Origin of the sequence: Streptomyces sp. NPDC001714 (assembly GCF_042892755.1) — a bacterium.
Classification (GTDB): Bacteria; Actinomycetota; Actinomycetes; order Streptomycetales; family Streptomycetaceae; genus Streptomyces.
In genome coordinates, this window is sequence record NZ_JBIAUL010000009.1 from 364,276 (window position 1) to 390,434 (window position 26,159).

Annotated in this window: 22 protein-coding genes; 11 read left to right on the top strand and 11 right to left on the bottom strand. The window is 72.4% G+C overall.

Annotated features, from left to right (window positions below; all coding sequences use genetic code 11):
• Positions 1 to 63 precede the first annotated feature (63 nt).
• Positions 64 to 2,406 carry a glycoside hydrolase N-terminal domain-containing protein gene (locus tag ACFY0P_RS25255; RefSeq protein ID WP_388917168.1) on the top strand — a complete coding sequence of 781 codons (2,343 nt, stop codon included), beginning with the start codon at positions 64 to 66 and terminating at the stop codon, positions 2,404 to 2,406.
• Entirely contained in the window at positions 2,403 to 3,659 is a 1,257-nt protein-coding gene (locus tag ACFY0P_RS25260) for an SGNH/GDSL hydrolase family protein (protein ID WP_388917171.1), read from the top strand. The genes ACFY0P_RS25255 and ACFY0P_RS25260 overlap by 4 nt, the downstream gene beginning before the upstream one ends.
• Positions 3,660 to 3,684: 25 nt before the next feature.
• Here ACFY0P_RS25260 and ACFY0P_RS25265 read toward each other — a convergent pair whose 3' ends face one another.
• The 4 genes from ACFY0P_RS25265 to ACFY0P_RS25280 all read right to left on the bottom strand — a co-directional run bounded on the left by ACFY0P_RS25265 (position 3,685) and on the right by ACFY0P_RS25280 (position 10,188).
• A complete protein-coding gene (locus ACFY0P_RS25265; RefSeq protein WP_388917174.1) occupies positions 3,685 to 6,561 on the bottom strand; it encodes an ATP-binding protein in 2,877 nt (958 codons plus the stop codon).
• A 125-nt stretch (positions 6,562 to 6,686) separates the two neighbouring features.
• Positions 6,687 to 7,040, bottom strand: a complete 354-nt coding sequence (locus ACFY0P_RS25270; protein WP_388917177.1) for a UBP-type zinc finger domain-containing protein — start codon at positions 7,038 to 7,040, stop codon at positions 6,687 to 6,689.
• Positions 7,037 to 8,515, bottom strand: a complete 1,479-nt coding sequence (locus tag ACFY0P_RS25275) for an ATP-binding protein (RefSeq protein WP_388917180.1) — start codon at positions 8,513 to 8,515, stop codon at positions 7,037 to 7,039. The genes ACFY0P_RS25270 and ACFY0P_RS25275 overlap by 4 nt, the downstream gene beginning before the upstream one ends.
• Positions 8,512 to 10,188: an FAD-dependent oxidoreductase gene (locus tag ACFY0P_RS25280; protein WP_388917183.1), complete on the bottom strand. Its 1,677-nt coding sequence runs from the start codon at positions 10,186 to 10,188 to the stop codon at positions 8,512 to 8,514. The genes ACFY0P_RS25275 and ACFY0P_RS25280 overlap by 4 nt, the downstream gene beginning before the upstream one ends.
• 188 nt (positions 10,189 to 10,376) lie before the next feature.
• Here ACFY0P_RS25280 and ACFY0P_RS25285 point away from each other — a divergent pair, with 188 nt between their 5' ends.
• Positions 10,377 to 11,246: a universal stress protein gene (locus tag ACFY0P_RS25285; protein ID WP_388917186.1), complete on the top strand. Its 870-nt coding sequence runs from the start codon at positions 10,377 to 10,379 to the stop codon at positions 11,244 to 11,246.
• Between the two features lie 13 nt (positions 11,247 to 11,259).
• On the opposite strand, the gene ACFY0P_RS25290 is transcribed toward ACFY0P_RS25285, so the two are convergent.
• From ACFY0P_RS25290 to ACFY0P_RS25300, 3 genes are all read right to left on the bottom strand, one after another.
• A complete protein-coding gene (locus ACFY0P_RS25290) occupies positions 11,260 to 12,495 on the bottom strand; it encodes a DUF4032 domain-containing protein (RefSeq protein WP_388917189.1) in 1,236 nt (411 codons plus the stop codon).
• A 24-nt stretch (positions 12,496 to 12,519) separates the two neighbouring features.
• Positions 12,520 to 13,269 carry an MBL fold metallo-hydrolase gene (locus ACFY0P_RS25295; protein WP_388917191.1) on the bottom strand — a complete coding sequence of 250 codons (750 nt, stop codon included), beginning with the start codon at positions 13,267 to 13,269 and terminating at the stop codon, positions 12,520 to 12,522.
• An 85-nt stretch (positions 13,270 to 13,354) separates the two neighbouring features.
• A complete protein-coding gene (locus ACFY0P_RS25300) occupies positions 13,355 to 13,981 on the bottom strand; it encodes an alpha-ketoglutarate-dependent dioxygenase AlkB (protein ID WP_388917194.1) in 627 nt (208 codons plus the stop codon).
• Between the two features lie 137 nt (positions 13,982 to 14,118).
• On the opposite strand from ACFY0P_RS25300, the gene ACFY0P_RS25305 reads away from it, so the two are divergent.
• On the top strand, positions 14,119 to 14,748 hold the full coding sequence (locus tag ACFY0P_RS25305) for a TetR/AcrR family transcriptional regulator (RefSeq protein ID WP_388917197.1): 630 nt from the start codon (positions 14,119 to 14,121) through the stop codon (positions 14,746 to 14,748).
• 36 nt (positions 14,749 to 14,784) lie between these two features.
• Positions 14,785 to 16,458, top strand: a complete 1,674-nt coding sequence (locus ACFY0P_RS25310; RefSeq protein WP_388917200.1) for an FAD-binding dehydrogenase — start codon at positions 14,785 to 14,787, stop codon at positions 16,456 to 16,458.
• A gap of 131 nt (positions 16,459 to 16,589) precedes the next feature.
• On the opposite strand, the gene ACFY0P_RS25315 is transcribed toward ACFY0P_RS25310, so the two are convergent.
• On the bottom strand, positions 16,590 to 16,937 hold the full coding sequence (locus ACFY0P_RS25315; protein WP_388917203.1) for a DUF488 domain-containing protein: 348 nt from the start codon (positions 16,935 to 16,937) through the stop codon (positions 16,590 to 16,592).
• 166 nt (positions 16,938 to 17,103) lie between these two features.
• Between ACFY0P_RS25315 and ACFY0P_RS25320 the strand changes: the two genes are divergently transcribed.
• The 4 genes from ACFY0P_RS25320 to ACFY0P_RS25335 all read left to right on the top strand — a co-directional run bounded on the left by ACFY0P_RS25320 (position 17,104) and on the right by ACFY0P_RS25335 (position 21,992).
• On the top strand, positions 17,104 to 18,507 hold the full coding sequence (locus ACFY0P_RS25320) for a M1 family metallopeptidase (RefSeq protein ID WP_388917206.1): 1,404 nt from the start codon (positions 17,104 to 17,106) through the stop codon (positions 18,505 to 18,507).
• Between the two features lie 152 nt (positions 18,508 to 18,659).
• Positions 18,660 to 19,403, top strand: coding sequence for a L,D-transpeptidase family protein (locus ACFY0P_RS25325; RefSeq protein WP_388917209.1), 744 nt, complete (start codon positions 18,660 to 18,662; stop codon positions 19,401 to 19,403).
• Between the two features lie 31 nt (positions 19,404 to 19,434).
• Positions 19,435 to 20,136, top strand: a complete 702-nt coding sequence (locus ACFY0P_RS25330) for a response regulator transcription factor (protein ID WP_388917212.1) — start codon at positions 19,435 to 19,437, stop codon at positions 20,134 to 20,136.
• Positions 20,133 to 21,992 carry an ATP-binding protein gene (locus tag ACFY0P_RS25335; protein ID WP_388917215.1) on the top strand — a complete coding sequence of 620 codons (1,860 nt, stop codon included), beginning with the start codon at positions 20,133 to 20,135 and terminating at the stop codon, positions 21,990 to 21,992. The genes ACFY0P_RS25330 and ACFY0P_RS25335 overlap by 4 nt, the downstream gene beginning before the upstream one ends.
• On the opposite strand, the gene ACFY0P_RS25340 is transcribed toward ACFY0P_RS25335, so the two are convergent.
• Both ACFY0P_RS25340 and ACFY0P_RS25345 read right to left on the bottom strand, forming a co-directional pair.
• Positions 21,985 to 22,239 (bottom strand): WhiB family transcriptional regulator, encoded by a 255-nt coding sequence (locus ACFY0P_RS25340; protein WP_388917218.1) that lies wholly within the window; start codon positions 22,237 to 22,239, stop codon positions 21,985 to 21,987. The two genes, ACFY0P_RS25335 and ACFY0P_RS25340, sit on opposite strands and share 8 nt — an antisense overlap.
• Before the next feature lie 113 nt (positions 22,240 to 22,352).
• Positions 22,353 to 23,567, bottom strand: a complete 1,215-nt coding sequence (locus ACFY0P_RS25345) for a saccharopine dehydrogenase family protein (RefSeq protein WP_388917221.1) — start codon at positions 23,565 to 23,567, stop codon at positions 22,353 to 22,355.
• Positions 23,568 to 23,688: 121 nt separating this feature from the next.
• Here ACFY0P_RS25345 and ACFY0P_RS25350 point away from each other — a divergent pair, with 121 nt between their 5' ends.
• Positions 23,689 to 24,381, top strand: a complete 693-nt coding sequence (locus ACFY0P_RS25350; protein WP_388917224.1) for a TetR/AcrR family transcriptional regulator — start codon at positions 23,689 to 23,691, stop codon at positions 24,379 to 24,381.
• A gap of 117 nt (positions 24,382 to 24,498) precedes the next feature.
• Here ACFY0P_RS25350 and ACFY0P_RS25355 read toward each other — a convergent pair whose 3' ends face one another.
• Positions 24,499 to 25,383 (bottom strand): LysR family transcriptional regulator ArgP, encoded by an 885-nt coding sequence (locus ACFY0P_RS25355; protein ID WP_388917227.1) that lies wholly within the window; start codon positions 25,381 to 25,383, stop codon positions 24,499 to 24,501.
• Between the two features lie 92 nt (positions 25,384 to 25,475).
• Between ACFY0P_RS25355 and ACFY0P_RS25360 the strand changes: the two genes are divergently transcribed.
• Positions 25,476 to 26,093: a LysE/ArgO family amino acid transporter gene (locus tag ACFY0P_RS25360; RefSeq protein ID WP_388917230.1), complete on the top strand. Its 618-nt coding sequence runs from the start codon at positions 25,476 to 25,478 to the stop codon at positions 26,091 to 26,093.
• The last annotated feature ends 66 nt before the right edge of the window (positions 26,094 to 26,159 follow it).

The following is a 26,159-nucleotide window of genomic DNA, read 5'->3' on the forward strand; positions in this document are numbered from 1 at the left end:
AGCCTTCGGCCGGGGGCACCCCCAGCGCCCCCAAGGGGCGTGTTTCGACGAAGGAATCCCGCAATGGACAACCACCCCAGCCGCCGCAGCTTCCTCGCTCTCGCCGCCGCCACCGGAGCCCTCGCCGGGCTTCCCGCCTTCACCGCCTCGGCCGCCCCGGTGCGGTCCACCGCGCCGCTCGCCGCTCCCCGGCACCAGCTCTGGTGGCAGGCGCCCGCCGACGACGGCTCGATGATCACGCAGGGCCTGCCCGTCGGCAACGGCCGGCTCGGCGCCCTGGCGAGCAACGACTCCGGCCGGGAGCTCCTCCTGGTCACCGACGCCACCCTGTGGACCGGCGGACTCAACGACACCCTCGACTCCGACGGCCAGTTCCCCTACGGCCGTGCCGACTTCGGATCCCTCACCCTCCTCGCCCGGCTCACCGTCGAGATACCCGACCACGACCTGGGCGCCGTCTCCGACTACCGCCGCACCCTGGACCTCGACAACGGCGTGGTCACGGCGTCGTACGTCCGCTCCGGAGTGACGTACCGGCGGCAGGTGTTCGCCAGCCGTCCCGACGACGTGATCGTCCTGCACTTCGGCCAGGACGGCGGCGGCCGTTACACCGGCACCATCACCTTCGAGGGCACCCACGGGGAGAGCGGCACCGCCGAGTCGTTCGCCGGGTCCTTCGCCAACGGACTGAAGTACGGGGCCGCCGTCAAGGCGTACGGCAGCGGCGGCAGCGTGCGGGTGAGCGGTTCGCACATCACCTTCACCGACTGCCGCGAACTGACCGTCGTACTCGGCGGCGGCACCGACTACGCGCCGGACGCCGCCGCCGACTACCGCGACCCGTCCGTGAACCCGGCGGCGCTGGCCCGCACCAAGGTCAAGGCGGCCGCCCGCCACTCGGCGGACTCGCTGCTGCGGACCCACGCGGCCGACCACCGCGCCCTGTTCGGCCAGTTCGACCTGTCCCTCGGCACCTCGACGGACGACCAGCGTCAACTCGACACCTGGGCCCGCATCCAGGCCCGCGCCGACACCGGCGACCCCGACCCCGAACTCGAGGCCGCCTACGCCCAGTTCGGGCGCTACCTGATGATCGCCGGATCGCGCGACAGCCTGCCGATGGGTCTCCAGGGCATCTGGCTGGACGGCAACGACCCGGACTGGATGGGCGACTACCACACCGACATCAACATCCAGATGAACTACTGGATGTCCGACCGGCTCGGCCTGTCCCAGTGTTTCGACGCCTACACCGACTACTGCGTCGACCAGCTCCCGTCCTGGACCGACCTCACCCAGCGGCTCTTCCAGGACTCCCGCAACCGCTACCGCAACTCCCGTGGCAAGGTGGCCGGCTGGACCGTCGCCATCTCCACCAACCCCTTTGGCGGGGGCGGCTGGTGGTGGCACCCGGCGGGCAACGCCTGGCTGTGCCAGAGCCTGTGGGAGCACTACGAGTTCACCCGGTCCCGCGCCCACCTGGAGAAGATCTACCCCCTGCTCAAGGGCGCCTGCGAGTTCTGGGAGGCGCGGCTGCTCACCACCACCCTGGACGACGGGAAGGAGGTGCTGATCGCCGACAGCGACTGGTCGCCGGAGCAGGGACCGCTGGACGCCAAGGGCATCACCTATGCTCAGGAGCAGGTGTGGATGCTGTTCGGGAACTTCCGGACTGCGGCCGCCGAGCTGAAGAGGGATGCTGGATACGCGGGCACCATCGGGAAACTCCGCGACCGCCTCTACCTGCCGGTGGTGAGCCCCAAGACCGGCTGGCTGGAGGAGTGGATGTCCCCGGACAACCTCGGCGAGACCACCCACCGCCACCTCTCGCCGCTGATCAACCTCTTCCCCGGCGACCGGATCCGCCCCGACGGCTCGACCCCCGCCGACATCGTCAAGGGCGCCACCGCCCTGCTCACCGCCCGCGGCATGGACAGCTTCGGCTGGGCCAACGCCTGGCGTTCCCTGTGCTGGTCCCGGCTGAAGGACGCCGACAAGGCCTACCAGCTCGTCGTCAGGAACCTCCGCCCGTCCGGCAACGGCAGCAACGGCACCGCACCCAACCTCTTCGACATCTACCAGGTCGACGAAGGCCGGGGCATCTTCCAGATCGAGGCCAACTTCGGCACCCCGACCGCGATCCTGGAGATGCTGCTGTACTCCCGTCCTGGCCATCTGGAGCTCCTGCCGGCCCTCCCCGACGCCTGGGCCGCCTCCGGCCAGGTCACCGGGGCGGGCGCGCGCGGCGGCTTCGTCGTGGACCTGAGCTGGCGGGACGGCAAGCCGACCAAGGTCCGGATCCGCAGCGTCGGCGGGCGCACGACGACGGTCGCCTACGGCGCCACGTCCCGGACGGTGACGCTGCAGCCCGGCCAGTCCGTCACGCTGAGGGACCTGGTGCGGTGACCGGCAGGCTCGCACGGGCCGGCGGCCGGCTCGCCGCCCTCCTGATGGTCGGGTCCGTGTGCCAGACCGGGGCGGCCGGGGCCACCGCCACCGGCCCCGGCCGGACCGTGCCCGACCAGGAGGCCGCCGGCCGGGCGGCCTCCGCCCGGCCGGACATCGTCACCTGGGGGGCGAGCGCCGACCAGCTGGGAGAGGGCACCGCCGACCGCGGCTACCGGCTGGTCGTGCACACCAGCGCCGCCGGCAGCGGTCTGCGGGTGCGGCTGTCCAACGCCTTCGGCGACCGGCCGCTGAACCTGGACAGCGTCTACGCCGGTCTGCAGAGCGAGGGCGCCGCCCTCAAGGCGGGCAGCAACAAGCGGCTGACCTTCGACGGCGCCCGCACGGTCCGCGTGCCGGCCGGCGCCACCGTGTGGAGCGACCCGCTGCCCGGCACCCTGCCCGCCGGCAGCAACCTGGTCGTCAGCCTGCACAGCCCGGACGCGGCCGGCCCCGCCACCGGCCACGGGATGGCCATGCAGACCTCCTACGCCACCCAGGGCGACCACACCGCCGAGGAGAGCGCCGCCGACTGGACCGACACCACCGGCTCCTGGTGGTACCTGGACTCGGTCGCCGTACGGCCGAAGAACCCGGACACCGGTGCCGTGGTGGCGCTCGGCGACTCCATCACCGACGGCTGGGCGTCCACCGGCGACCAGAACCGCCGCTGGCCCGACTACCTCGCCCGCCGGCTCCAGAAGGCGGACACCGAGGTCAAGGGCGTGGCCGACGAGGGGATCTCCGGCAACCAGGTCCTCACCGACGGCGCCGGACAGGCGGCCCTGAACCGCCTCGACCGCGACGTCCTCAGCCAGCCCGGGGTCCGTACCGTCTTCCTCTTCGAGGGGATCAACGACATCAAGGCCCACACCGGGGTCACCGCGGCCGACCTGATCGCCGGGTACCAGGAGATCGTCCGGCGGGCGCACGCGGCCGGGAAGTGCGTGGTCGCCTCGACCGTCGGGCCGTTCGAGGGCTGGCCGGAGTGGGACGCGGCGGGCGAGGCGGTACGCCGGCAGGTCAACCGGTACATCCGCACCAGCGGGGAGTTCGACGGGATCGCCGACTTCGACCGGATCCTGCGCAGCCCCTACGACCAGGAGCGAATGCTGCCGTTCCTGGACGGCGGCGACCACCTCCACCCCAACGACAAGGGAATGCAGGCCATGGCCGACTCCGTCGACCTGGCGACCCTCGACTGCGACCGCTGAAACACCCGGACCACCCTGTGTCCGATCATCCCTGGGCCGTCGGCTCGGGGGCGATCAGACGTTCCCGGTAGGCGATCGCCACCGCCTCCGTACGGCTCGCCGCGCCCAGCTTGGCGAGGATGTTGGAGACGTGCACGCTCGCCGTCTTGCCGGTGATGAACAGCTCCTCGCCGATCTGCCGGTTGCTGCGGCCCAGCGCCAGCAGCCGCAGCACGTCCTGCTCGCGTGCGGTCAGCGGCGAGGCCGAGTTGTCCACCGACGGCGACCGGCGCAGCAACGCGTCCGAGCGCGCCAGCAACGGCGCGGCTCCCAGCGCCACCGCCGTCTCCCGGGCCGCCCGCGCCTGCTCCGCGGCCTCGGCACGCCGCCCGTCGGCCGCCAGGGCCTCGGCGTACCGCAGCCGCACCCGGGCCACCTCGTACACGTCGCCGTACGCGAACGCGGCCACCGCCTTCTCCCAGGCCGCCGTCTCCGGCCCGGACACGGCACGGGCCCACTCCGCCTCGGCACGCGCCAGCCAGGCCTGCCCCTCCGGACCCTGCCGCACGGCCGTGGCCCGGGCCAGCTCCACCAGTTCACCGGCCACGCCGGTCCACCCGTCCGCGGTCCCGTCGCCGCGAGACGCGACCGTCCGGTCCGCGACCGCCGCGAGCGCGAGCGCGGCGAGCCGGACCGTCACGTCCGGCGCCCGCCCCGACTCGTCGGTGAGCGCCGCGACCGCCTCCCGCGCCCGTGCCACGGCCTCCTCCGGGTCACCCCGCAACGCCGCCGCGTCGGTCAGCACGATCCCCCCGACGAGCCGGCCCATCCAGTCGAACGGCTCCCCGAGCAGCGCCCGGGCCCTCGCCACGACATCCGGCTCGCCCCGGGCGAGCGCGACGTACAGCACGGGTCCCGCGGTGAATCCGGGCGCGGGTTCCTCCGCGCCGGCCACCCGCACGCACTCGTCCCACTGCCCCAGCGTGTAGAGCACCAGCAGCCGCAGATACCGCATCTCCAGCGCGTACGGCGAGGACAGCAGCCCCGACCGCCGGGCCCGGTCGAGCCCCTCGGTGAGCCAGGGCAGGCACTCCCGCAGCTCGCCCGACTCGAAGCAGCCGATGGCCAGGCTGAACAGCGCCCGCATCTCCACCGGCGTGTCCCCGGCCGACCGGGCCAGCTCCCGCGCCTCCCGGAGCCGTTCCTGCCCCTCCCGGGTGCGACGCCCACCGCCCTCCAGACGGGCCAGGGAGATCAGCAGGTCGGCCTGGGCGGCGGTGGCACCGATCCGCTCGGCGACCTCCAGGGCCTGCTGAGCGACCCGCAACGCGGTGGCGTCGTCCCCGACCTGACGGGCCGCCATGACATGGGTGGCCGCCGCCCACACCCAGGTCCGGGAGGGCGGTTCGGCGGGGATCATCGCGAGCGCCTCGCTGCTGTAGGCGAAAGCGGCGGCGAGGTTGTCGACGGTCATGAGGTTCCCGGCGAGCGTGTAGCGCACCCGGGCCGCGAGCTCGGGGTCCGCGTCCTGGCCGGCGCCGGCCAGCGCGGCCCGGGTGAGGGACACGGCCCGGTGCGCGTCCCCGGAGTGCGCGGCCGCCGCCGACGCCCGCAGCGTCAGACTCACCGGGTCCAGCCCCTCGCCGGCGGGCCGCGCCTCGCAGGGCACGGCCGGCCACAGGTCCAGGGCCGCCTCCAGATGCCGCAGCTCCTCCGCCGGGGCACCCATCCGCCGGGCGTGACCCGCGGCCTCCACGGACGCGGCCAGCGCCTCGGGCAGATCGTGACTCTCCCGGTAGTGGTGCGCCCGCTCGGCAGCCGTCGCCGTCCCGCCCCCGCGGGCGGCCAGCAGTCCGGCGTACGTGCCGTGCAGCCGCGCCCGCTGCCCCGGCAGCAGATCCCCGTACACGGCCTCGCGCGCGAGGGCGTGCCGGAAGGTGTACGTGTCCCCGTCCCCGGCGACGAGCAACTGCCGCCCCACCGCCTCGCGCAGGGCGGCCTCCAGCTCCTCCTCCGGAAGCCCGACCGCGTCACGCAGCAGATCGTGCCCGACCCGGCGTCCGGCCACCGCGGCCGTCCGCAGCACCTGCTGGGCCGTCTCCGACAGCTGCTCGACCCGGATCAGCAGCAGATCGGCGAGCCCGGTGGGCATCCCGTCGGCGTCGGCGGCGGCCACCAGCTCCTCGGTGTAGAAGGCGTTGCCCTCGGCCCGCTCGACGATGTCCCGCACGGTCGCCTCGGACAGCGGCCGCTCCTGAAGCGCCCGCACCAGCCGCGCCACCTCGCCGTCGGCCAGCGGCCGCACCTCCAGCCGCTCCACCCCGGGCAGCCGCACCAGCTCGGCGAGCAGCGGCCGCAGCGGATGCCGCCGATGCAGGTCGTCGGCACGGTAGGAGGCCAGCACGGCGAGCCGCCGGGGAAGCACGCCCCGGCTCAGCAGGAACCGCAGCAGATCGCGCGACGACTGGTCGGCCCAGTGCAGATCCTCCAGGATCAGAAGCAGCGGAGCCCGCGCGGCGAGATCCGCGAACAGCCCGGCCACCCCCTCGAAGAGCCGCAGCCGGGCGTCGGCGTCGCGGGAGGAGTCCGAGACGGCGCCGAGGAGGCGCTCCACGACCGGATGGGCGGCGAGAGTCCCCGAAAACCGCTCATCACCCGCCAGCACCCCGAGAATCTCGGTGAACGGCAGATACGGCAGCCCCACGTCCCCGAGATCGACACAGTGCCCGACGACGACGGTGGCCCCCGCGGCGGCCGCCCGAGCCGCGGCCTCGTCCAGTAGCCGGGTCTTCCCGACCCCCGCGTCCCCGGAGACCAGCACGGCCCGCCCACTGCCGTTCCGGGCCTGCTGAAGGATCCCCGCGAGACGGGTCAACTCGTCATCCCGCCCGATCAAGGGAGTGGTAAACGATCTCTGCGACACGCCCACATCCTGACAAGGGACGACTCAAGAAACCAGGGGGCGCTGGGGGAGGAACTGCGCCACCAGCCACGACGTACCCGCAGCCGCCGTCACCACAGAACCCCCCACCCCCGTAGGCGCGCGGCTCAGCCCCTCAGAACCCGAGCCCAGTCCTCCGGCACCCGCTCCGCGGGCCCCGGCACGGACTGCTCCGCGGGATGACTTACGGGCGGCGCCAACTCCGGCCCGGCGTCGAACAACTCCTCGGTCTCGTAGTTCCAGAACCACCCCTCGCCCGGCTCGTAACTACGGATCACCGGATGCCCGGTGTCATGGAAGTGCGCCGTCGCATGCTTCGCGGGCGAGTCGTCGCAGCACCCGATGTGCCCGCACTGGGTACACCGCCGCAGATGGAACCACCAGCCCCCCGTCGCGTCGCACTCCACACACCCGGCACCGCTCGGCGGAACGCTCGGGTCTATCGCGGTGTCGCCACTCATACTGCCTCCACAGGTGTCTCGGATTCCTCGGGCGCCTCGGCGGTCAGCGGAAGCAGCACCTGGAACCGGGTGTCGCCGGGCTCCGACTCCACCCGCATGCTGCCGTGATGCTTGTTCACGACGATCCGCCACGAGATGTCCAGGCCGAGCCCCGTGCCCTGCCCCACGGGCTTGGTCGTGAAGAAGGGGTCGAAGATCCGGTTCTTGATCTCCGGCGCGATCCCGGTCCCGGTGTCCCGGAACTCGACCAGCAGCTGCTCGTGGTCGAGCGCGGTCCGCACGGTCAGCGTGCCGTGTCCGCCGCCCGCGCCGTCGCCGTCCTTCATCGCGCAGACCGCGTTGTCGATGAGGTTGGTCCACACCTGGTTGAGCTCGGCGGGGTAGGCGGGAACGGGCGGGACCGTGCGGTCGTACTCCTTGACCACCCGGATGTCCTGCCCGATCTTCCCGGACAGCATCAGCAGGGTGCTGTCGAGGAGTTCGTGCACGTCCACCACCCGGTACGGCGCCCGGTCCAGCTGACTGTACTGCTTGGCCGCGTCGACGAGGTTCGAGATCCGGGCGGTCGAGTCCTCGATCTCGTTCATCAACAGCTCGGTCTCGATGGTGTAGTTGAGCCAGCCGACCGCGTTCGGCAGGATCTCCTCGTCGACGGCGGCGGCGACCTGCTCCAGCCAGTCGACGTCGAGTCCGGCCTGCACGAAAGTCGGCGCGAGCTCCCAGCCGTGGTCGATGCCGCGGTCCTCGAGCCAGTCGGTGAGCGCGTCCTCTCGGTCGGAGGCCTCCATCGGGCTGAGCGAGGACGCCTTGGCGACCCGTTCCGCGGTGCGCTCCTGGATCTCGATCAGACCCGCCAACTGCTCCCGAGAGAACGGCCCTCCGGCGATGATGGCGAGCTTGTGCCGCATCTTCGCCACCCGCTCGCGCAACGTCGACGTGGCCCGCACGGCCGCCGCGGCCGGGTTGTTGAGCTCGTGGGTGAGCCCGGCGGACAACGAGCCGAGCGCCAGCAGCCGTTCGCGCTGCCCGATCGCCGCCTGGGTGTTCTTCGAACCGAAGAACAGGCCTTCGAGGAGGTGCACGGCCATCGGGAACCACTCGCGCATGATGTCCGCGAACGTGTCGGCCGGCAGCACGAAGAACCGCGTCGGCTCGGTCACCCGCATCGAGTTGTTGTACGCCTGCCGCACCCGGTCCCCGAGGTAGGCCTGCATGGCGCCCGCGTACACCCCGGCCTGCGAGGTCCGGGTCACCTCGACGTCGTCACCGCCGACCTGCCGGGAGAGCACCACCGTGCCCTCGAGCATCACGTAGAAGCAGGTGGCCGGCTCGCCCTCGGTGTAGACCGGACCCGGCTGGAACAGCTCTACCCGGCCCGCCGCGCACAGCCGCCCGAGCTGCTCCGGCTCCAGCTTCTCGAACAGGAACAGCGCGCCGATCTCCTTCGGGCTGCACGGCATCAGCTGCCCGCTCATGACTGCTCCAGATACCGGTGGACGAGCATCACTGCCATGGCTCCTTCTCCGACGGCGGACGCGACACGCTTGGCGGACTCGGCGCGTGCGTCGCCCGCCACGAACACGCCGGGAATGCTGGTCTCCAGGTGGTACGGCGGCCGGTCCAGCTCCCAGCCCGCCGGCGGCCGTCCGTCGACGGTCAGGTCCGGCCCGGCCAGGATGAACCCGCGTTCGTCCCGCAGCACCGTGTCGCCGAGCCAGTCGGTGAGCGGTGCCGCCCCTATGAAGACGAACATCCACTGGGCGTCGACCTGTTCCCGGTCCCCGCTCTGCACATGGCGCAGGGTGAGCTGCTCCAGTCGCTCCACGCCGTGCGCGGCGTCCACCACGGTGTGGCTGCGCACGGCGATGTTGGGGGCCTCGTTGATCTGCTGGATCAGGTAGTACGACATCGACGCCGACAGGTCGGCGCCGCGGACCAGCAGGGTCACCGACTTGGCGAACCGGGACAGGTACATCGCCGCCTGGCCGGCCGAGTTGGCGCCGCCGACGATGTACACGTCCTGGCCCTGGCAGGAGGTCGCCTCGGTGAGCGCGGAGCCGTAGAACACCCCGCAGCCGGTCAGGTCGATGCAGCCCTCGGCCTCCAGTTGCCGGTACTGCACACCGGTGGCCAGGATCACGCTGTGCGCCGCGACGGCCGAGCCGTCCGCGAACCGCACCACCCGCGCGCCGCCGTTGATCTCGAGTCCCGTGACCTCGCGCGCGGTCAGGATCTCCGCGCCGAACTTGGCGGCCTGCCGCCGGGCCCGGTCGGTGAGCTGGGCGCCCGACACGCCGTCGGGGAAGCCCAGGTAGTTCTCGATCCGCGAGCTCTGCCCGGCCTGCCCGCCGGTCGCCGACCGCTCCACGAGCACGGTCCGCAGCCCCTCCGACGCCCCGTACACGGCCGAGCCGAGCCCGGCCGGGCCGCCGCCGATCACCACCAGGTCGTAGAAGTCCGCCGTCGGGGTCGTCGCCAGGCCCACGTGTGCGGCCAGCTCCGGCGCCTCCGGCTCCACCAGGGGCGTGCCGTCCGGCGTGATCACCAGAGGCAGCCGCTCCCCGTCGGCCTCCGCCGCGGCCAGCAGCCGCTGCCCCTCCGGCTCCTCCACCGAGTACCAGCGGTACGGCACCTGGTTGCGGGCCAGGAACTCCCGCACGTCCGAGGACCGCGCCGACCAGCGGTGTCCCACGACCTTGGTGGCCGGCACCGGCTTGTAGTCACTGGCCCGCCAGGCGTCCAGCAGGTCGTCCAGGACCGGGTAGAGCTTCTCCTCCGGGGGGTCCCAGGGCTTGAGCAGATAGTGGTCCAGATCGACGACGTTGATCGCGTCGATCGCCGCGTTGGTGTCCGCGTACGCGGTGAGCAGCACCCGCCGCGCGCCCGGGTACACGTCCAGGGCCTGTTCCAGGAACTCGATGCCGTTCATCTGCGGCATCCGGTAGTCGGCCAGGATCACCGCCACCAGGTCGCCGCGCAGCTTCAGCTCCCGCAGCGCGTCCAGCGCCGACTCCCCGGACTCCGCGCGCACGATGCGGTACGACGCGCCGTACCGGCGCCGCAGGTCCCGGGCGACGGCACGGGAGACCCCCGGGTCGTCGTCCACGGTCATGATGACGGTCCGTGCTGCGTCGGCAGCCTGTGCCATACGTCTCCCACCCCGAGCCGTTGGTTCCACGGCACGGCGGGCCCCTGGAGGAGCGCTGCCACCGTACCGGTTCCCGCCCATCGTATGTTCGATCGCCCGCCTTCGCTCTGGTACGAGGGTGCACAGCGGGCACCCGTCAGTGCGGAAGACTGATCACGCAGACGCGGAACCGACGAGGAGGCCGGTGCATGACACGCCCGATCACGGCAGGGGTCGACGGTACGGAGGAGAGCCTCGCCGCTCTCGACTGGGCGGCCCGGGAAGCGGTGCGCCGGGGACTGCCGCTGCGCGTGGTGCACGCCTGGCGGTACGAGGAGCACGAGGCGGTCGGCGGTGACCGGGAGACCCAGCGCGGGTGGGTGTCCGACGCGGTGGCCGAGTCGGTGCGGACGGTCACCGGGCGGTATCCGGAGCTCGCGGTGGGCGTCGACGTGGTGGAGGGCGGCCCGGTCGAGGTGCTCGTGGACGCAGCGGCCGGGGCCGAGCTGCTCGCGCTGGGCTCACGCGGGCACGGCCGGGTCGTCGGGTTCCTGCTGGGCTCCGTCGGCCAGCAGGTGATCGCCGAGGCCGCACGCCCGGTCGTCCTGGTGCGCGCCGGTGACCGGCCCACCGCCGAGGCCGCCGGACGGGAGGTCGTCGTGGGCCAGCAGGGTGGCCCGGAGGACAGCGCGGCCGCGCTGGAGTTCGCGTTCGAGACGGCGGCGGCCCGCGGCGCGACGGTCCGGGTCGTGCGGGCCTGGACCCTGCCGCCGGTCTTCGCCTACAGCCCGGGCTCGCTGAAGCTCCTCGACGAGTCCGGAGGCATGGAGCCCTACGAGAAGAAGGCGCTGTCCGAGGCGGTACGGCCGCTGCGCGAGCGGTTCCCGGACGTGCCGGTCGCCGAGCACGTGGAGATGGGCAGCGCGGGGCAGGTGCTGCTCTCGGTGGCCGGACGCGCCCAGCTCATGGTCGTCGGGCGGCGCGCCCACCGCACGGCGGTCGGCGCCCGTATCGGCTCGGTCGCGCACGGGGTGCTGCACCACGCCGACTGCCCGGTGGCCGTGGTGCCGCACGACTGACACGCGCCCGCGCTCACTCGGGCGTGACCGGCTCCAAGGTCTCCCGCGCCTTGGGCAGCACGTTCTCGATGTAGTCCTCGACCGCGTTGTCCAGGCCTATGTCGTGCTGCGCCTGCTCGGACAGGTACCAGCGGTGTTCGAGCAGCTCGTGGTAGATCTCGGCCGGGTCCATCGAGCCGCGCAGCTCCAGCGGTACGGCCCGCACGGTGGGGCGGAAGACGTCCCGCACCCACCGGTGGGCCAGCACCTCGGGGCGGGCGGCGAGGGGGTCGCCGGGGGCGTAGTCGTCCTGGGTGGCCATCCAGCTCTCCAGGTCGTTGAGCAGCCGCCGTGCCTGGTTCTCCTCGGCGTCCAGGCCGGTCAGCCGCAGCAGCTGGCGCTGGTGGTGGCCGGCGTCGACGACCTTCGGCACGAAGGTGACCGAGTCGCCGTTGGAGGAGTGCTCGATCTGCATCTCGGCCACGTCGAAACCGAGGTCGTTGAGCCGCCGGATGCGGCGCTCGATGTACTGGTACTTGCCCGCCGGATACACCGAGGTCCGGGTCAGTTCCTGCCACAGCTCGCCGTACCGGGTGCAGATCTCGAACCCGAACTCGATGGGGTCCAGCGAGGGATGCAGGGCCCCCGAGGCCTCCAGGTCGAGCAGTTCGCCGCTGATGTTCACCCGGGCCAGGTCGAGGTCGTACTCCCGCTGCCCGTTGCTCAGCTGCGTGTGCAGGTCGCCGGTCTCGGCGTCCACCAGGTACGCCGCGTAGGCGCCCGCGTCCCGCCGGAACAGGGTGTTGGACAGCGAGCAGTCGCCCCACGCGAACCCGGCCAGGTGCAGGCGGACCAGCAGCACCGCCAGCGCGTCCATGAGCCGGTGCATGGTGGCCGGGCGCATGGTCGTCTCGAACATGGAGCGGTACGGCATGGAGCCGCCGAGGTGCCGGGTGACCAGCACCGACTCCAGCGGCTCGCCGTCCGCGTCGAGGCGGCCGGTGATCACGGCGAGCGGGTCGACGGCCGGGATGCCGAGCCGGTCCAGGTCGCGCAGCAGTTCGTACTCGCGCAGCGCCGGGCGCTCCGCCAGCTCCTTCACCGCGATGACCTCGCTGCCGGCCCGGGCGTAGCGCACCACGTGCCGCGAGATGCCCCGGGGGAGCGGCACGAGGTACTCCTCGGGCCACTCCTCCAGCGGGACGTCCCAGGGGAGTTCGAGCAGGAGCGCGGGGTGCTCCGGGTTGGTGGCGTTGATCTGCAAGGCCATGGGACGAACCTTAAGGCCGGTGGGTCACGAGGCAAGCTCCCGGGCCCGCTCCGCGGCCGCCCGCACCGGACCCCGGTGCAGCGGGCCGTGCCCCGGCAGCAGCGCGTCGCCGTCGAGGGCGCAGATCAGCTCCAGCGAGGCGAGGGCCCGGTCCCGCTCGTGGTGGAACATGTCGGGCAGCAGCTGCGGGCCCTGGATCCGCGAGGTGCGGTGGCCGCTGACCAGCGCGTCCCCGGAGATCACCAGACCGGCCTCGGGAAGGTGGTAGACGGTGTGCCCGTCGGTGTGGCCGGGGGTGTGCACCGGGACCGGGCGGCCCGGCAGGTCGAGCGGGCCGTCGGCGACCGGGAACGCTTCGGGGGCCTTGACCGGATGCTGCTCGGTGCCGCCGACGCGCAGCACGTGCACCAGCCACGGCACCACCCCCGGCCGCCAGGCGTTCTTCACCACCTCGCCCACGGACACCTGCTGGAGGAACTCCCGCCGGGCGTGCGGTACTTCGGCCTCGTGCAGATAGACCGGCGTGCCGTGGGCGTCGCGCAGGTACTCGGCCGAGCCGAGGTGGTCGTTGTGCGCGTGCGTGATCAGGACGGCCGCGACCGCCTCCGGCGAACTGCCCACCTCCGCGAGGGAGCCGAGCAGCCCCTGCCGGTCGCCGGGGTAACCGGTGTCCACCAGCGTGACGGCGTCACCGTCCTTGAGGATCACCCAGTTGGTGTGCTGGCCGTGCACCAGATAGGCGCCCTTGCCGACTTCGTGTACCTCTGCCCGCATGATCACTCCGGCTTGCCCGTTCGTGCCGATCGCAACGGAGGACAGCCAACCACATGCGGCGGGCCGCCCGTTGCCGAGGCCCAGGTCACCGCACCCCGTGCGGCCGGAACTGGATGCTGATCCGCGGCCCGGCGGCCCGGGCCGTCTTCGGTACGCAGTGCTCCCAGGTCCGCTGGCAGGAGCCGCCCATCACGATCAGGTCGCCGTGGCCGAGCGGGCGCCGGACCGAGGGGCCGCCGCGCAGCGGACGCAGCAGCAGGTCACGGGGTGCGCCCACGGAGAGGATCGCGACCATGGTGTCCTCCCGCGCACCCCGGCCGATCCGGTCGCCGTGCCAGGCCACGCTGTCCCGGCCGTCGCGGTAGTAGCAGAGCCCGGCCGTGGCGAACGGCTCGCCCAGCTCCTCGGCGTAGTGCCGGGTGAGCGCCTCGCGGGCCTCGGTGAGAACGGGGTGGGGGAGCGGGTCGCTCGCGCCGTAGAAGGCGAGCAGACGGGGTACGTCCACGACGTTGTCGTACATCTGCCGGCGCTCGGCGTGCCAGGGGACGTCCGCCGCCAGCTTTTCGAACAGCGCGTCGGCGCCGCTGAGCCAGCCGGGCAGTACGTCGATCCAGGCGCCGGAACCCAGTGCGGTCCGGCCGATGCCGTCGAGGCCGCCGAGCCGCAGCTCGTCGGTCTGGTCGAACAGGGAGCCCTGGAGGTGCGTGGCCATGAGGCAAGGGTACTCCCTAATCGAAAATATGTTCCCTTTTGATCATGGCCGTGCCGACGGGCTCCGGCTGGTCCGGCGGAGGTCTTTCGATACGTTGATGTATCCGATACGTTTGTGTATCGAACGGAGGTCGGCACATGGCAGTGGACGGCGGCGCGCACCGGCGAGTGACCCGGCGGCGGGTGCAGACCCGCGCCCGGCTGCTCGACGCCGCGTTCACCGTGTTCGCCGCCAAGGGCTTCGGGCGGGTCTCCATCGAGGAGGTCTGCGAGGCCGCCGGGTTCAGCCGGGGCGCCTTCTACTCCAACTTCGCCACCCTCGACGAACTGTTCTTCGCCCTCTACCGGGAGCGCGCCGACCTCATCGCCCGGCAGGTCGCCGACGCGCTCGCCGGCGACGGCCCCGACCTGGACGTACCGGCCTCCGTGGACCGGGTCACCGACGTGCTGCTCCTCGACGTGGACTGGCTGCTGGTGAAGACCGACTTCCTGGTGCACGCGGCCCGGGATCCGGCCGTCGCCGGGCTCCTCCTCGACCACCGGACCCGGCTCCGCCAGGCCGTCGCGGACCGGCTCCTGCGGGCCCGCGGCCACACCCCGATCCCCGCCGTGCTCGGCGACGTCGACGGTGCCGCGCACGCCGTGGTCGCCGCGTACGACGGGGTCACGGTCCAACTGCTGCTCGACAAGGACGTGGACCGGGCCCGTGCCTGGCTCAAACAACTGCTCACCGCGCTGCTGACCGACGGCAGCACGCGACTCGGATAAGACATCGGACAAGACCCGGACAAGAAAGGCGTCGCCATGGACGCGGACGTCATCGTCGTCGGAGCCGGCCTTGCCGGCCTGGTCGCGGCGCACGAACTCACCAGGAGGGGCAGGCGCGTCGCCCTGGTCGACCAGGAGAACGCCGCCAATCTCGGCGGCCAGGCCTTCTGGTCCTTCGGCGGCCTCTTCCTCGTCGACTCGCCCGAACAGCGCCGCCTCGGCATCAAGGACTCCCTCGACCTCGCCTGGAACGACTGGCAGGGCAGCGCCCAGTTCGACCGCAAGGACGACGAGGACTCCTGGGCGGTGCGCTGGGCACGCGCCTATGTCGAGTTCGCGGCCGGGGAGAAGCGGCCCTGGCTGCAGAGCCACGGCATCAGCCTGCTGCCGACCGTCGGCTGGGCCGAGCGCGGCGACCTGCGCGCCCACGGGCACGGCAACTCCGTCCCCCGCTTCCACGTCGCCTGGGGCACCGGCACCGGCGTGGTCGAACCCTTCGCCCGGTACGCCAAGCAGGCCGCCCGCGACGGACTGCTCACCTTCCACCACCGCCACCAGGTCGACGAACTCGTCATCGAGGACGGCGCGGCGCGCGGCGTCCGCGGCACCGTCCTCGCCCCCGACGACGCACCGCGCGGCGTCGCCTCCAACCGCGACCGCGTCGGCGACTTCGAACTCACCGCCCAGGCCGTGGTCGTCACCACCGGAGGCATCGGCGCCAACCACGACATCGTCCGCCGCTACTGGCCCGAACGCCTCGGCACACCCCCCGCCCAGATGGTCACCGGCGTCCCCGCCTACGTGGACGGCCGCATGCTCGACATCAGCGCCGAGGCCGGCGTGCGCCTGGTCAACCGCGACCGCATGTGGCACTACACCGAGGGCATCCAGAACTGGAACCCGATCTGGCCCGGTCACGGCATCCGCATCCTGCCCGGCCCCTCCTCCATCTGGCTCGACGCCCTCGGCCGCCGCCTGCCCGACCCCTGCCTGCCGGGTTACGACACCCTCAACACCCTCAGGCACCTGCGCACCACCGAGGACATCGCCGGGTACGACCACTCCTGGTTCGTCCTCACCCGCAAGATCGTCGAGAAGGAGTTCGCGCTCTCCGGCTCCGAGCAGAACCCCGACATCACCGCCAAGGACCGCAAGGCCGTGCTGCGCGACCGGCTGCTCGGCAAGGGCGCGCCCGGTCCGGTGCAGGCCTTCCTCGACCACGGCGCGGACTTCGTGACCGCGACCTCCCTGGAGCAGCTCGTCGAGAAGATGAACGGCCTCACCGACAAGGCGCTCCTCGACGCGGCCGAGGTGCGCCGCCAGATCGTCGCCCGCGACCTCCAGATCGGCAACTCCTACAGCAAGGACTCCCAGGTCCAGGGCATCCACAACGCCCGCCGCTACATCGGCGACCGCCTGGGCCGGGTCGCCACCCCGCACCGCATCCTCGACCCGGCCGCCGGACCGCTGATCGGCGTCAAGCTGCACGTCCTCACCCGCAAGACCCTCGGCGGCATCCAGACCGACCTGGACTCCCGCGCCCTCGCCGCGGACGGGCAGCCGATCGGCGGCCTCTACGCGGCCGGCGAGGTGGCCGGCTTCGGCGGCGGCGGCGTGCACGGCTACAACGCGCTGGAGGGCACCTTCCTCGGGGGCTGCCTGTTCTCCGGCCGGGCGGCGGGACGCGCGGCGGCCAAGCAGACCGCCTGAGCGCTCCGCTCGAAGAGCCGCGATGTGCCGTCTGCTGTCTTCCGTCCGCGGCGCCGTCGTGGCTGGTCTCACCCACGCGGCGGAGCGCACAGTGACGCAGCCCCGCGCCCCTTTCGGGGCGCTCAGCTGACTCAGTCGGCGAGGAGCCGTGCCAGCACCGTGGCGTGGCTCTCGTCCGGGGTCTTGGACGCGGTGACCAGGGTCACCTGCCCCTTCTGGCCCAACTCCCTCAGGCCGTCGAGCAGTTCGGCGGCCTCGGGAGCGGCCAGCTCTGCCTCGTAGCGACGCACGAACTCCTCGTACGTCCCGCCGGCGTGGAACCAGCGGCGCAGCTCGTCCGACGGTGTCAGCCCCTTCGGCCACTCGTCCACGTGCGCGACCTCCTTGGACAGGCCGCGCGGCCAGAGCCGGTCCACCAGGACGCGCACCCCGTCCGCAGGCTCGGGCGACTCATAGATCCTGCGCACGCGCACGCTCACGGTCGATGCACCCTTCGGCTCGCTGACGGTGCCGCGAGCGTAAGCGGCGGCCCCGCCCACGGGCTGCCGACGCGGCGCAGCTTGACCAGAATGAGGGGGAAACGCAGACACCCGCGCGCCTAGTCTGTGGGCCAGTGATCATCGGCCACCTCCCCAAGGAGCTCATGTGCAGGGCGCAAGCAGACGTACCGCAGTCCTCCGCCGCGAGGCCGTCCTCGCCACCGTCCCGGTCGCCGTGGCGGCCCTGCTCGCCGCCGCCGGAACGGCCTCGGCGAGCACGATCGGCGCGGCGGGCGCGGGCGACCCCTACTTCCCGCTCAGCGGGAACGGCGGCTACCACGTCAGCCACTACGACCTGACGCTCCGCTACGACACCTCCTCCCGGCACCTCGACGGCAGGGCGGTCCTCACCGCCCGCGCCACCGAGAAGCTGACCCGCTTCGACCTCGACCTGAGCGGACTGAAGGTCACCCGGGTGACCGTCGACGGCCGGACCGCACGTTTCAGCCGCAGCGGACAGGAACTCGTCGTCACGCCGGCGCGGGCGCTGGCGAAGGGCCGGGACTTCCGGGTCACCGTGGTGTACAACGGCACGCCCCAGCAGGTCACCGACCCCGACGGCTCGGCCGACGGCTGGATCCGCACCGACGACGGCGCGTTCGTCGCCGGGGAACCACAGGGCGCGATGACCTGGTTCCCGGCCAACAGCCACCCCAAGGACAAGTCGTCGTACGACTTCACGATCACCGTGCCCAAGGGCCGCACCGCCGTCGCCAACGGCGTCCTCCTCGGGCAGCACACCTCCGGCGGTCGTACGACCTTCCGGTGGCGGCAGACCGAGCCGATGGCCGCTTACCTCGCGACCGCCACGGTCGGCAAGTTCAAGGTGCAGCAGTACACCACCCGGGACGGGATCAAGGTGTACAACGCGGTCGACCCGCGCGAGGCGAGCGGGTCGGCGGCCGTGCTGAAGAAGCTGCCTTCGGTGCTTGAGTGGGAGAGCAAGCTGTTCGGGCCGTACCCGTTCCTGTCCGCCGGGTCGATAGTCGACCACGCGCCGAGCGTCGGGTACGCGCTGGAGACGCAGGGCCGGCCGATCTACGACTCGGCGCCGGATCTGAGCACGCTCGTGCACGAGAACGCCCACCAGTGGTTCGGCGACTCCGTCTCCCTCACCGCGTGGAAGGACATCTGGCTCAACGAGGGCTTCGCCACGTATGCCGAGTGGCTGTACAGCGAGCAGCACGGGGGCGACAGCGCGCAGAAGAACTTCGACGCGCTGTACGCGAAGCCGGCGAGCGACGAGTTGTGGGCGTATCCGCCGGGGGATCCGGGGAGCGGGAAGAACATCTTCGGCGAACCGGTGTACGCGCGGGGGGCGATGGCCCTGCACGAGCTGCGGAAGGCGGTCGGGGATCCGGTGTTCTTCCGAATTCTGCGGGCGTGGGCTTCGGAGCACCGGTACGGGCACGGGACGACTGCGGAGTTTGTGAAGCTCGCTGAGGGGGAGTCGGGGAAGGACCTCGGTTCGCTGTTCCAGAGGTGGTTGTACCAGAAGGGCAAGCCGTAGCGGTTCAGGTGCCGGCCGGTGGGGGTTGCTCGCGCAGTTCCTCCCCCAGCCTGCGGCCGGGGGTACCCCCAGCGCCCCTGAAGGGGCGCGCTGCCGTTAACGGGCGTCAAAAGCTGACGAGTTTCTTACATTCGTCGGCCAAGGTCGGTCTCATGATCCATCGCAGAGCTGCCGTTGCCTTCCTCTCCGCCTCCCCCCTCCTGCTCGCCGGGTGCGGGGGCGGCGCCGAGGCTGCGCCGAGTCGGTCGGGGGACGACCGGCCGGCGGGGGCGACGGCTTCCCCCACATCCGAGAGCAGCAGCCCGCAGCCGAGCGGCATACCCGGGCTCGGGCCCAGGACGACGGCCGCGATACCCGGGCGGGCGGAGCAGGTCGTCGTCGCCACCGGCCGGGGCAAGGACTCGCCGCTCTCCACCGTCGTCCTGTACGAACGTGACGACGACGTCTGGCAGCCCGGCGCGAGTTGGCCCGCGCACAACGGCAGGGACGGCTGGAGCGAGCACCACATGGCCGGGGACCTGCGCTCGCCCGTCGGCGTGTACGGGCTGACCGACGCCGGGGGCCTGCTCGCCGACCCGGGGAGCAGGCTGCCGTACCACCAGTCCTACGGCTTCACCTCGCCCGGTACCGGGTTCGAGGGCGAGCCGCTGGAAGGTTCCTTCGACTACGTCGTCGCCATCAACTACAACCGCCGGGCGGGCACTTCCCCGCTCGACTGGACCCGGCCGATGGGCGCGAACCGGGGCGGCGGCGTGTGGCTGCACGTCGACCACGGCGGTCCGACGCACGCCTGCGTGAGCGTCGCCAAGGCGCACATGAAGGAACTGCTGCGCACCCTCGACCCGGGCCGGCATCCGGTGGTCGTCATGGGCCACGCCGGCTGGCTCGCCCGGTAGGCCGCCGGAACTCCGCTTAGGATCCGAACCTGTGTGCGCACATGTGCTGGTCGCCGAGGACGACGAGATGCAGGCCGAGCTGATCCGCAGATCGCTGCTCGCCGAGGGGCACAGCGCGACCGTGGTCCATGACGGGGCCGCCGCGCTGGACGCCGCCCGGCGGCTCGGCCCCGACCTGGTCGTCCTCGACCTGATGCTCCCGGTGATCGACGGCTTCGGTGTCTGCCGGGTGCTGCGCGGCGGCGACCCCGAGATCCCGGTGCTGATGCTCACGGCCCGCTCCGACGAGGACGACGTGCTGCTCGGCCTGGAGCTGGGCGCCGACGACTACATGACCAAGCCGTACAGCCCGCGCGAGCTGATGGCCCGGATCCGGACGATCCTGCGGCGCAGCGGGCGGGCCGCCCCCGTCCGGGAGGAGGAACCCGCCGTGACCGCCGCCGGGATCAGCGTCGATCCCGTGCGGCACCAGGTGCGCTGCGACGGGGAGCCGGTGGAGGTGACCCCGGCCGAGTTCCAGATCCTGCTCGCCATGGCCGGGGAACCCGACCGGGTCTTCACCCGGCGGCAGTTGCTGCAGTGCACCCGGGGCTTCGACCGGTCCTCCACCGAACGGGCCGTCGACGTCCACGTGATGAACCTGCGCCGGAAGATCGAGGCGGATCCCCGGCGGCCGGTGCGGCTGGTGACCGTGTTCGGCGTCGGCTACAAGCTGAGCGGCGGTCGGCCGTGAAGCCCCGGATACCGTGGCGCAAACGGCTGCTGGTCCGGCTGCTGTTCACCTCGGTGCTGATCGCCGTCTGCTCGGTGGCCGCCACCGCCTGGCTCGCCGTGACGACCACCACCAGCGCGCTGGAGGAGGAGCAGGGACAGGACCTCGCCGCCGACAACAAGATCCTCGCCGAGCTCAGCGGATACGCGGCGGACCACCCCGACTGGGCCGGGGTCCAGGGCACCGTGCGGGCGCTGGCCGCGAAGACCGGCCGCAGGATCGCGCTGACCACCGCGGACCGGACGCTGATCGCCGACTCCGCGTCCCACGACACCCCGCTGCCCCCTCGGCCCGCGGCCGCCGTGGACCCCCTGCACACCGACACCTACACCGAGTTCGGCGCCCAGCTCAGCGGCATCGACCCGCGCGCGGTCGGTCCGTTCCGGCTCACCGCGGCCGAACGCAAGGAGATGGACCTGGTCGCGGAGAAGCAGAAGTCCTGCTTCGACCGGTTCAGCACCGGCACCAGCGTCCAGCACACCCCGAGCGGGCGGCCCTATCTCGTCGTCGAGGACGGCACGGACATCTCCTTCTCCTACAAGTACGGCTGCGGCGACCTCGTCGTGGCCGGGGCCACCGGTCGCAACTCGGCGCTCGACGTCCCGACCCGCACCGAGACGAAGGCCCTCACCGAGCTGACCGGCCTGGCCCGCCCCTGCCTCCAGGCCAAGGACATGGACCTGGGCGGCAAGCTCTCCCTCACCTACGACACCACCGGGCGCAACCCGGTCTCGGGCGGCTTCCTCATCACCAAGAAGGACGTCAGGCGGTCGATGGACCAGATCGCGAAGAACTGTGTCCTCAACGCCCGGCGCACCCAGCTCGAACCGTACGTCGCCCCGGCCGCCGAACTCTTCCTCGGCATCGGCGACCAGACCGCGCCCCGCTTCGACATGTCCCGGGCCAACAAGACGAAGATCGTCGGCGCGGCCGGCCTGGTCCTCGCCGTCACGGTCGCCGTCACCGCCGTCGTCGCCATGCGTCTGGTACGGCCGCTGCGCGCGCTCACGGCCGCCGCCCAGCAGCCGCCCGAACTGCACGTCCGGGCACGCGTGCGCACCCGGGACGAGACCGGGCTGCTGGCCGAGGCGTTCAACGACCTCACCGAGCGCCGGGAGCGCCTGGAGGAGCAGCGCAAGGCGATGGTCAGCGACATCGCCCACGAACTGCGCAGCCCCCTCACCAACATCCGCGGCTGGCTTGAGGTCACCCGGGACGGCCTGGTCGACCCCGACCCGGCGCTGCTGGGCTCCCTGCACGAGGAGGCGCTGGTCCTGCAGCGGATCATCGACGACCTCCAGGACCTGGCCGCCGCCGACGCCGGCACCCTGCGCGTGCACCGCGAACCGGTGCGCGCCGCCGACCTGATCGAGCAGGTCGCCGCCGCCCACCGCGTCGCCGCCGACGCGGCCGGGGTCACCCTGCTGACCGACGCCGACGGCACCGCCTGGCTCGACGCCGACCCGGTCCGGATGCGGCAGGCACTCGGCAACCTGGTCTCCAACGCCATCCGGCACACCCCCGCCGACGGCACGGTGACCCTGGCCGCCCGCCGTGCCCACGGCGACGTCGTCCTCACCGTCACCGACACGGGCCCGGGCATCGCCGCCGACGATCTCCCGCACGTCTTCGAGCGGTTCTGGCGCGCGGAGAAGTCCCGCAGCCGCCGCACCGGAGGCAGCGGCCTCGGCCTGCCGATCGTGCGCCATCTGCTCGCCGCCCACCACGGCACCGCCGAGGCGCGCAGCGAACCCGGCAAGGGCGCCGAGTTCACCCTGCGGCTGCCGGCCGCCCAGGCCCCGGCCGACGTCAGCTGAACCGGCGCTCCGCCCGCTGCCGGCGCCGGGTCAGCAGCCGGCGTTCCGCCTCGGTGGTACCGCCCCAGATGCCGACGGCCTGCCCGGTCTCCATCGCCCAGCGCAGGCAGGGGGCCTGCACCGGACAGCGCTCGCAGACGGCCTTCGCGCGCCGCGTCTGGTGCAGCGACGGGCCGGTGGTCCCGATCGGGAAGAAGAGGTCGGGATCCTCGTAGCGGCACTCGGCGTGGTCTCGCCAGTCATCCATCGAAGTCACCTGCGATCCAAGTCGACTCTGCCGTTTCCTGTGCGCGTTGCTCGGATCCGGGTCACCGGTCCGGGCGCGGCTGAAACGGCCAAGTCCCGCAGGATTCGCGGGCGTCACTGCTCGCGCAGACCCCAGGGGGAGCCGTATTCGGTCAGCAGGTCGAGGAACGGGCGGGCCGGGAACGCCTCCGGGCCGAGGACGCCCGAGCCCGACCACGCGCCGGTGGCCAGGAGTTCGAGGGCGACGACCGGGTTGAGGGCCGTCTGCCACACCACGGCCTGACAACCGTACTCCGCCATGGACCACTGGTTGTCCACAACGTGGTAGAGATACACCTCCCGCGGCTTCCCGTCCTTCACCCCGCGCACCCAGGTGCCCGCGCAGGTCTTGCCGCGCATGCGCTCGCCCAGCGTCGCCGGGTCCGGCAGCGACGCGGCGACCACGTCCCGGGGCGAGACCGCGACCGGGCCGTCCGCGCCGGCCACGGTCACCGGGGCCGTGCGGTCCAGGCCCAGCAGATGCAGCGTCTTCAGCGTCTCGATGAAGTCGCGTCCGAGCCCGTACTTGAAAGTGACCCGCCGTGCGTCCACCCACCGCGGCACGAGCAGCACCTCCTCGTGCTCGACGTTGACACACTCGACCGGCCCGATCCCGTCCGGGAAGTCGAACACCTCGGGCTCGCTGAACGGCGCGGTGGTGAACCAGCCGCGCCCCCGCTCGTAGACGACGGGCGGGTTGAGGCACTCCTCGATGGTGGTCCAGATGCTGAAGGAGGGCGCGAAGTCGTAGCCGTCCACGGTCAGGTTCGCACCGTCGCGGATGCCGATCTCCTCGATCCCGTCGAAGAGCTCGTCGGCCGCGTACCGGGCGAAAACGTCCGACAACCCGGGCTCCACCCCCATCCCGACCAGCGCCAGCGCACCCGCCCGCTCCCACTCCCCGGCCAGCGCGAACTGCTCGTCGCCCAGCTTGACCCCGCACTCCTCGTAGGGCCGCTCGGGATGCGGCCGGGACAGCGACATCGCCATGTCGAGGTAGTTCGCGCCGGCCTTGCGGGCGGCCCGGAACAGGGGCATGACGAAGCGCGGGTCGGTGGCGTTGAGCAGCACGTCGCAGCCGTGCCGGGCCAGCAGGGCGGCGACGGCCGCCTCGTCACCGGCGTCGACGCGCTCGGCGCGGAACCGGTCGTCGCCGACGGCCGCCACCGCCGCCTCGGCGCGGGCCAGGTCGTAGTCGGCGACCACCAACAGGTCGAAGAACGGCCGCCGGGCCGCGATCCGGGTGACGGCGGTGCCCACACCACCGGCTCCCACGAGCAGTACACGCATGCGGGAATCTCCTTCTGGGACAGAGAGCGAGGTCGGAAACGGGGGCGCCTTGGCCGGAATGAAACGCCGGGCCATCACGTAAGGTCAATGGCGTTGGCATAAGAACGGCAGGGAGTGTGCGATGCCCAAAACGGTCGTACCGGAGGAGAAGCGGCGTCGGCGCCGTCCCACCCGCAGCGGCACGGTGCTGTCCGAGCGGCTGATCGTGGAGACCGCGCTGCGCCTGCTGCGCGAGCACGGCAGCGCCGGTCTGACCGCCCGCCGCCTGGGCCTCGCCCTCGACTGCGACCCCAGCACCCTGTACCGCTACTTCCGGGGCATGGACGACCTGACCCTGGCGATCGGCGACGCGCTCATCGGCCAGGCGCTGGCCGGCTGGAACCCGACGGGGGAGTGGCGGACCGACCTGCGGACCATCGGCCTGCGCATCCACGCGCAGTACGTCGCCCACCCGCAGGCGGCCCTGCTGACGACGAACCGCGTGACCGGCCGGGCGCACGAACTGGCCGCCGACGAGGCCGTCCTGGACGTCCTGCGCACGGCAGGCTTCTCACTGCCCGAGACGGTGCGTATCTACCACGCCTTCATCGACCAGACCCTGGCCTTCGCCGCCCTGGACGCAGCCTCCCTGACCCTGCCGAAGGACTCCCAGCGCGCCGACGAGGACAAATGGCACTCCACCTACGCCCGCCTCCCGCACACGACCCACCCGCGTATCGCGGAAGCGTCCCGACTGCTGGCGAAACGGATGGTGACGAGCGCCTATCCCACGGCCTTGGAGATGCTCCTGGACAGTGCGGAACGGTCCTTGTGATCGCCCCGGGCCGCAGCGCCCCGTCAGGGTCGCTGGGGGTACCCCCGGCCGTAGGCTGGGGCAGGAACTGCGACCGGCCCCCACCCGCCCGCACCCGCGATCGTACGAGCTGACCCCCTACGGCCGGCGCAACGCACCCCCCGCCGTCCGCACAACCACCTCCGCAACCGCCCCCAACGCCGGCGAATCCAGCTTCCACTGCTGCCAGAACAACGGCACGTCGACCCACAGCTCCCGCCCTCCGATCCGCACCAACCGCCCCTCCCGCAACCGCGGTTCCGCCTGGGCCTCCGGCACCATCCCCCACCCCAGCCCCGCCGTCACCGCGTCCACGAACCCCTCGGACGTCGGCACGTAGTGCCGCAGCGCACTCGCGCCCGCACCGCCCAGCCGCCGGACGAACCCGTCCTGGAAGTCGTCGACCCGGTCGAAAACGACCACCGGCGCCTCGGCGAGCGCATCCGGCAGCGCCCCCGACAGACGCTCCGCCGCGAACTCCGGCGCCGCCACCGGCAGGTACCGCATCCGCCCCAGCGCCCGCACCGAACACCCCGGCACCGCGTCCGGCGACGAGGTCACCGCCGCCATCACCAGCCCCTCCCGCAGCAGCGCCGCCGTGTGGTCCTCGTCCTCCCGCCGCAGTTCGACATAGACGTGCGGCAGTCCGGTCAGCGCCCGCAGGAACCACGTCGCCAGCGAGTCCGCGTTGACCGCGACCGACACCCGGGTCGGCTCCCCGGCACCGCTCATGCCCAGCTCACCGCGCGCGTCCCGCTCCAGCCGCGCCAGCTGCCGGGCGAACCGGACCAGCACCTCGCCCGACTCCGTCGGCCGCACCGGCTTGGTGCGCTGGAGCAGCACCCGGCCCGTGCGCTGCTCCAGCGCCTTCACCCGCTGGCTGACCGCCGACGGCGTCACATGCAGGGCCGCGGCCGCCGCGTCGAACGTGCCCTCGTCGACCACCGCCAGCAGCGTCCGCACCTGGTCGAGCGGAAGCTCCACCGTCCCACTCCTGTCTCTCTCTTCAGCTGTGCTAAGGGTACGTAAAAATCTTTAGCTGTACCCACGGTGATCGCTTCCGTAGCGTCGAGACCATGTCCAGCTCTCTCGCCGCCGCTGCCGCGGGCTTCGGCAGCGGCCTCTCGCTCATCGTCGCCATCGGCGCCCAGAACGCCTTCGTCCTGCGCCAGGGCATCCGCCGTGACGCGGTCCTCATGGTCGTCGGCATCTGCGCGCTCTCCGACGCCGCCCTCATCTCGCTCGGCGTCGGCGGGGTGGGCGCGATCGTCGTGGCCTGGCCGGGCGCGGTGCGGGCGGTCGGGCTGGTCGGCGGCGCCTTCCTGCTCTGCTACGGCGCCCTGGCCGCCCGCCGGGTCCTGCGGCCCGGCACCGGCGGCCTGCGGACCGAGGGCGAGGCGGCCGGGTCCCGGCGGCGGGCGGTGCTCACCTGCCTGGCCATGACCTGGCTGAACCCGCACGTCTACCTGGACACCGTGTTCCTGCTCGGCTCCCTCGCCGCCGACCGGGGCGCCCTGCGCTGGACCTTCGGCCTGGGCGCCGCCCTGGCCAGCCTCTGCTGGTTCACGGCCCTCGGCTTCGGCGCCCGGCTGCTCGGCCGGTACCTCGCCGGGCCGGCCGCCTGGCGGGTGCTGGACGGGCTGGTGGCGCTGACCATGATCGGGCTCGGCCTGATGCTCGTGGCGGGATCCTGAGGCGCCCGGATCCTCGAACGGCCGCATCCTGAGACAAGCGGTTCGGCAGCCACGGAAGTTGCTGCG

Bases quoted from the DNA above. Each gene is read 5' to 3' on its own strand.
- ACFY0P_RS25255 (WP_388917168.1), top strand. From the start codon at position 64: ATGGACAACCACCCCAGCCGCCGCAGCTTCCTCGCTCTCGCCGCCGCC.
- ACFY0P_RS25270 (WP_388917177.1), bottom strand. From the start codon at position 7,040: ATGAGTGGCGACACCGCGATAGACCCGAGCGTTCCGCCGAGCGGTGCC.
- ACFY0P_RS25275 (WP_388917180.1), bottom strand. From the start codon at position 8,515: ATGAGCGGGCAGCTGATGCCGTGCAGCCCGAAGGAGATCGGCGCGCTG.
- ACFY0P_RS25280 (WP_388917183.1), bottom strand. From the start codon at position 10,188: ATGGCACAGGCTGCCGACGCAGCACGGACCGTCATCATGACCGTGGAC.
- ACFY0P_RS25285 (WP_388917186.1), top strand. From the start codon at position 10,377: ATGACACGCCCGATCACGGCAGGGGTCGACGGTACGGAGGAGAGCCTC.
- ACFY0P_RS25290 (WP_388917189.1), bottom strand. From the start codon at position 12,495: ATGGCCTTGCAGATCAACGCCACCAACCCGGAGCACCCCGCGCTCCTG.
- ACFY0P_RS25295 (WP_388917191.1), bottom strand. From the start codon at position 13,269: ATGCGGGCAGAGGTACACGAAGTCGGCAAGGGCGCCTATCTGGTGCAC.
- ACFY0P_RS25300 (WP_388917194.1), bottom strand. From the start codon at position 13,981: ATGGCCACGCACCTCCAGGGCTCCCTGTTCGACCAGACCGACGAGCTG.
- ACFY0P_RS25305 (WP_388917197.1), top strand. From the start codon at position 14,119: ATGGCAGTGGACGGCGGCGCGCACCGGCGAGTGACCCGGCGGCGGGTG.
- ACFY0P_RS25310 (WP_388917200.1), top strand. From the start codon at position 14,785: ATGGACGCGGACGTCATCGTCGTCGGAGCCGGCCTTGCCGGCCTGGTC.
- ACFY0P_RS25325 (WP_388917209.1), top strand. From the start codon at position 18,660: ATGATCCATCGCAGAGCTGCCGTTGCCTTCCTCTCCGCCTCCCCCCTC.
- ACFY0P_RS25340 (WP_388917218.1), bottom strand. From the start codon at position 22,239: ATGGATGACTGGCGAGACCACGCCGAGTGCCGCTACGAGGATCCCGAC.
- ACFY0P_RS25345 (WP_388917221.1), bottom strand. From the start codon at position 23,567: ATGCGTGTACTGCTCGTGGGAGCCGGTGGTGTGGGCACCGCCGTCACC.
- ACFY0P_RS25350 (WP_388917224.1), top strand. From the start codon at position 23,689: ATGCCCAAAACGGTCGTACCGGAGGAGAAGCGGCGTCGGCGCCGTCCC.
- ACFY0P_RS25360 (WP_388917230.1), top strand. From the start codon at position 25,476: ATGTCCAGCTCTCTCGCCGCCGCTGCCGCGGGCTTCGGCAGCGGCCTC.